General features: G+C 67.4%; 4 protein-coding genes. 3 read left to right on the top strand and 1 reads right to left on the bottom strand.

The annotated features are described in order from the left end of the window. On the bottom strand, window positions 1-1,033 hold a 1,033-nt coding region (locus AADR41_RS40920), incomplete at its 3' end, for a beta-ketoacyl synthase N-terminal-like domain-containing protein (protein WP_342287439.1). Window positions 1,034-1,316: 283 nt separating this feature from the next. Between AADR41_RS40920 and AADR41_RS40925 the strand changes: the two genes are divergently transcribed. The 3 genes from AADR41_RS40925 to AADR41_RS40935 form a co-directional block, all read left to right on the top strand. Beyond that, entirely contained in the window at window positions 1,317-2,525 is a 1,209-nt protein-coding gene (locus AADR41_RS40925) for a cytochrome P450 (protein WP_342287441.1), read from the top strand. A 5-nt stretch (window positions 2,526-2,530) separates the two neighbouring features. Continuing rightward, on the top strand, window positions 2,531-2,728 hold the full coding sequence (locus tag AADR41_RS40930) for a ferredoxin (protein ID WP_259927302.1): 198 nt from the start codon (window positions 2,531-2,533) through the stop codon (window positions 2,726-2,728). Window positions 2,729-2,760: 32 nt separating this feature from the next. Next, on the top strand, window positions 2,761-5,665 hold a 2,905-nt coding region (locus tag AADR41_RS40935), incomplete at its 3' end, for a type I polyketide synthase (protein WP_342287443.1).

A 5,665-nucleotide genomic window follows, 5' to 3' on the forward strand; every position in this document is an offset into this window, starting at 1 on the left:
CGGTGCCGTGCGCGTCGACCGCGTCGACCTCGGCCGCCGACACCTGGGCATTGGCCAGGGCCTGACGGATCACCCGCTGCTGCGACGGACCGTTCGGAGCGGTCAGCCCGTTCGACGCACCGTCCTGGTTGACCGCACTGCCCCGTACCGTCGCCAGCACCTCATGCCCATTACGCCGCGCATCCGACAACCGCTCCAACACCAACCAACCGACACCTTCGGAGAAGCCGGTGCCGTCGGCTCCTGCCGCGAATGCCTTGCACCGTCCGTCCGCCGACAGCCCACGCTGCCGACTGAACTCGACGAAGATGCGAGGTGCGGACATCACGGTCACGCCGCCGGCCAGCGCGAGCGAGGTCTCGCCCTTGCGCAGGGACTGCGCCGCCATGTGCAGGGCGACGAGCGACGCGGAGCACGCCGTGTCCACGGAGACCGCGGGCCCTTCGAGCCCCAGGGTGTACGCGATACGGCCCGATGCGACGCTGGTCAGAACGCCTGAGCCGACGTAGCCCTCGACATCGCCGGGCACCTGGCCGACCTCGGGGGCGTAGTCCTGGGGAATGGCCCCAACGAAGACTCCGGTGTCGCTGCCGCGCAACGTCTCCGGCACGATCCCGGCCCGCTCGAACGCCTCCCACGCCGTCTCCAGCAACAACCGCTGCTGGGGATCCATCGCGAGTGCCTCACGCGGCGAGATCCCGAAGAACTCCGCGTCGAACCCGGCCGCGCCATACAGGAAACCACCACTGCGCGTCGTCGACTTCCCGACCGCCTCGGGGTCCGGATCGTACAGATCCGCCACGTCCCAGCCCCGGTCACCCGGGAACTCCCCGACCGCGTCCACACCCCCCGCGACCAGATCCCACAAACCTTCCGGAGACACCACACCACCCGGAAAACGACAAGCCATACCGACAATCGCCAGCGGCTCATGAGCCCTGTCCTCGACATCAGCCAACTGACGACGCGTCTGCTGCAGATCGGTCGTCACACGCTTGAGGTACTCGCGGAGCTTGTCTTCCGTCGTCGGCATGCAGAGCCATCCCCTCGAACTACCCGGGCACCGGTGCATGGGGGGCAGCCCGACCTACATGCGCCCACCCGTTCGGCTCGTAACCCTTCAGGTCGGGCCTTGGCTTGCTCTTAATGCGACCTAAAGCGTCGTCCGAAAATCGGTGCAGGAGCGCGTGCACGGCAGCTGCGGCGGACGGCAGCGGCCGCCATTTAGCAGGAGTTAAGCAGCGATGTCTACGCTGCCCGACGCTCTCTCAGCCTGACCGTACGGATGCATATAGTTCGAGCGAGAGGTCGACAAAATGACCGACCCCGGCACCTCTGAAAAACTTTCTTTTCCTTTGCCTCGCACATGCCCTTTCAGCCCGCCCGCCGAATATGCGCGGCTGCGTTCCGAGGAACCGATGTCCCATGTCGTTCTGCAGAACGGCAGGACAGCGTGGCTGGCGACGCGCCATGAACATGTGCGCACCCTCCTGAGCAATCCGGCGACCTCTTCGAACCGGGCGCACCCCGCCTTTCCCGCGACCGTCGCCGACATCGGGGTTTTTGCGCAAAAGGGCTTTCTGCTCTCGATGGACTCGCCGGAGCATGCACTGCACCGGCGAATGGTCACCAGCGAGTTCACGGCCAGCCGGATGCGCAGGCTCCGTCCTCGGATTCAGGAGATCGTCGACGAGTGCATCACCCGGATTCTGGATTCCGGGAACTCCCGCCCGGTCGATCTGGTCCAGGAACTCTCACTTCCGGTTCCCTCGCTCGTCATATGCGAATTGCTGGGTGTGCCCTACGAGACCCGGGACGTCTTTCAGAAGTACACCGAGGTCCTGCTCGACCGTGCCAGCACCCCCGATGAGCGGAAGCACGCCTTCGGTGCCCTGCTCACATTCCTCGGAGACCTTGTCAGCAGCAAGGACACGGAACCCGACGACGCGCTGTTGAGCCGACTCGCCGTGAAGTACCGGGAGGCAGGCATCTACGACAAAGAGCTGCTGACCGGCTTCGCCGTACTGCTGCTCATCGCCGGTCACGAGACCACCGCGAACATGATCTCGCTCGGTGTGACGGCCCTGCTGCGCGAGCCCGAGAAGCTCGCCCGTATCACGGCCGATCCGACACTGACCGCAGGCGCCGTCGAAGAACTCCTGCGGTACTTCAGCATCGTCGACTACCCCACGGCCCGCGTGGCCCTGGAGGACATCGAGGTCGGCGATGTCGTCGTGCGGGCCGGCGAAGGCTTCATCGCCTCGGCGGCCGCCGCCAATCACGACGAGCGGGTGTTCCCCGACCCGGGCGAGCTGAATCTGCAACGTGAGACGTCGGGCCATGTCGCCTTCGGCTTCGGGGTCCATGCCTGTCTCGGCCAGAACCTCGCCCGTGCGGAGCTTGAAATCGTCTACAACACGCTCTTCAGGCGCATACCCGAATTGCGCCTGGTGTCGCCTCCTGAAGAACTTCCGTTCAAGGACGCGACGGTATTCGGAATCCACCGACTGGAGGTGACGTGGTGAGCCGTCTGCTGATCACGATCAATGAAGAAGAGTGCTGCTCGTCCGGAATCTGCGCGATGACCGCCCCGGACGTGTTCGACCAGCGGGACGAGGACGGAGTCGTCGTGCTGCTCAACCCTGAGCCGGAGCCGGCCCTGCACGCCGAAGCACAGAAGGCGGCCCGCAGCTGTCCCTCGCTCGCCATTGACGTGCAGGAAGTCTGAGGGACTCCCTCCGCACCGTTCCATCCGATCGCATGCCAGGCCGCCTCGAAAGGGTCCGCCCCGTGGGAAACACCGAAGACAAGTTCCGCGAGTACCTCAAGCGAGCAACGGCCGATCTGCGTCAGGTCCGTCGTCAGTTGGCTGATGTCGAGGACAGGGCTCATGAGCCGCTGGCGATTGTCGGTATGGCTTGTCGTTTTCCGGGTGGTGTGGTGTCTCCGGAAGGTTTGTGGGATCTGGTCGCGGGGGGTGTGGACGCGGTCGGGGAGTTCCCGGGTGACCGGGGCTGGGACGTGGCGGATCTGTACGATCCGGACCCCGAGGCGGTCGGGAAGTCGACGACGCGCAGTGGTGGTTTCCTGTATGGCGCGGCCGGTTTCGACGCGGAGTTCTTCGGGATCTCGCCGCGTGAGGCCCTCGCGATGGATCCCCAGCAGCGGTTGTTGCTGGAGACGGCGTGGGAGGCGTTCGAGCGGGCCGGGATCGTGCCGGAGACGTTGCGCGGCAGCGACACCGGAGTCTTCGCGGGCGTCATGTACAACGACTACGCGTCGCGGCTGAAGCCCGCACCCAAGAGTTTCGAGGGTTACCTGGTCAACGGCAGTCTCGGCAGCATCGCCACGGGCCGGATCGCCTATGTTTTCGGCCTCGAAGGGCCCGCCGTGACCGTGGACACGGCGTGCTCGTCGTCGCTGGTCGCCCTCCACCAGGCAGGGCAGGCGCTGCGCAAGAACGAATGCTCCTTGGCGCTGGCCGGCGGCGTCACGGTCATGGCGACACCCAATACCTTCGTCGAGTTCAGTCGGCAGCGTGGGCTGTCGGCGGACGGACGGTGCAAGGCATTCGCGGCGGAAGCCGACGGCACGGGCTGGGCAGAGGGTGTCGGTTGGTTGGTGTTGGAGCGGTTGTCGGATGCGCGGCGTAATGGGCATGAGGTGCTGGCGACGGTACGGGGCAGTGCGGTCAATCAGGACGGTGCGTCGAACGGGCTGACCGCTCCGAACGGTCCGTCGCAGCAGCGGGTGATCCGTCAGGCCCTGGCCAATGCCCAGGTGTCGGCGGCCGAGGTCGACGCGGTCGACGCGCACGGCACCGGTACCAGGCTCGGCGACCCGATCGAGGCCCAGGCACTCCTGGCGACCTACGGCCAGGCCCACCAGCAGGACAATCCCCTGTGGCTCGGCTCGCTGAAGTCGAACATCGGTCACACCCAGGCCGCCGCCGGCGTCGCCAGCGTCATCAAGATGGTCATGGCCATGCGCCACGGCACTCTGCCCAGAACCCTCCACATCGACGAGCCCACCCCGCACGTCGACTGGACCAGCGGAGCCGTGGAACTCCTCACCGAACAACGCCCCTGGCCCCGGACCGACCGCCCCCGCCGCTCCGCGGTCTCCTCCTTCGGCATCTCCGGCACCAACGCCCACATCATCCTCGAACAAACCCCCACCCCCGACACGGAACAGAACACCCAGCCAGCACCGACCCCGCTGCCGACCCCGGTACCGGGTGCGGGGGTTGTCCCGTGGATACTCTCCGCCAAATCAGCAGACGCGCTCCGCGAACAGGCCCAGAACCTCGCCGCGTTCCTGGAGGGCAGGCCGGGGGTGGAGCCGGTTGATGTGGGGTTTTCCCTGGCGACGGGGCGGTCGGTGTTCGAGCACCGTGCCGTGGTACTCGGGGAGAGCCGGGAGGAACTGCTTGCGGGTCTGCGGGCCCTTGCGGAGGACCGGCCCGTCGCGGATGTGATCCGTGGCCGGGCCTCGCAGGCCGTTGGTGTGGCGTTGCTGTTCTCGGGTCAGGGCAGTCAGCGTGCCGGGATGGGCCGTGAACTGTATGAGGCGTTCCCGGTGTTCGCAGCGGCGTTCGACGAGGCCTGTGTCTTCCTGGACCGCGAGCTGGTCCGGGAACTGGGCCAGGGTTCGGTCGGGTCGTTGCGGGACGTGGTGTTCACCCGTCCCGGCGACGAGGCTGCGGGTTTGCTGGACGAGACGGTGTTCACGCAGGCCGGTCTGTTCGCGGTGGAGTCGGCTCTGTTCGCGTTGGTGTCGTGGCTGGGAGTGCGTCCGGACGCGGTGATGGGGCACTCGGTGGGTGAGATCACGGCGGCCTGGGCGGCCGGGGTGTTCTGCCTGGAGGACGCCTGTGTCCTGGTCGCGGCGCGGGGGCGTCTGATGCAGGCGGCCCGTCCCGGCGGTGCGATGGCCGCGATCGCCGCACCCGAGAGCGAGATCACCGACCACCTCGCCTCCTTCGGGGGGCGGGTGTCGGTGGCCGCGGTCAACGGGCCCGCCGCCGTCGTGATCTCCGGTGATGCGGACGCCGTGACCGAGATCGCGGACCACTTCCGCGGGCGGGGTGCCCGCACGAAGCGTCTGACGGTGTCGCACGCCTTCCACTCCTCCCACATGGACACCGCCGCCGCCGCGTTCGAGGAAGCCCTGGCCGGGATCGTCTTCCATGAGCCGTCTCTGGCCGTGGTCTCCAACATCACCGGTGCCATGGCCGAACCCGGCACCCTGACCACCCCCGCCTACTGGGCCCGGCACATCCGGGCAGCCGTCCGATTCCACGACGGCATCGACACCCTCCACACCCACGGCATCACCACCTACCTGGAACTGGGCCCCGACCCCGTCCTGACCTCCCTCACCCACAACATCCTGGACGCCCCCACAGCGATCGCCGCCCTGCGCACCGATCACGACGAGACCACCACCCTGCTGCGGGCCCTGGCCACCCTCCACACCCACGGCGCCGTCGTCGACCTCACCCCCCTCCTGGCGAACAGGACCGCGGCCTCCCTGGAACTGCCGACCTATCCGTTCCAGCACGAGGACTTCTGGCTCCACCCCACCCCCCGCACCGACCTCACCGGAGCCGGACTCACCACCACGGACCACCCCCTCCTCACCGCCGCCATCGACCTCGCCGACA

The organism is Streptomyces sp. CLV115 (assembly GCF_038448545.1).
Lineage (GTDB): Bacteria > Actinomycetota > Actinomycetes > Streptomycetales > Streptomycetaceae > Streptomyces > Streptomyces sanglieri.

What these genes read in the sequence shown, in the direction of transcription:
- AADR41_RS40925 (WP_342287441.1), top strand. Translation starts at nt 1,317, where the DNA reads ATGACCGACCCCGGCACCTCTGAAAAACTTTCTTTTCCTTTGCCTCGC.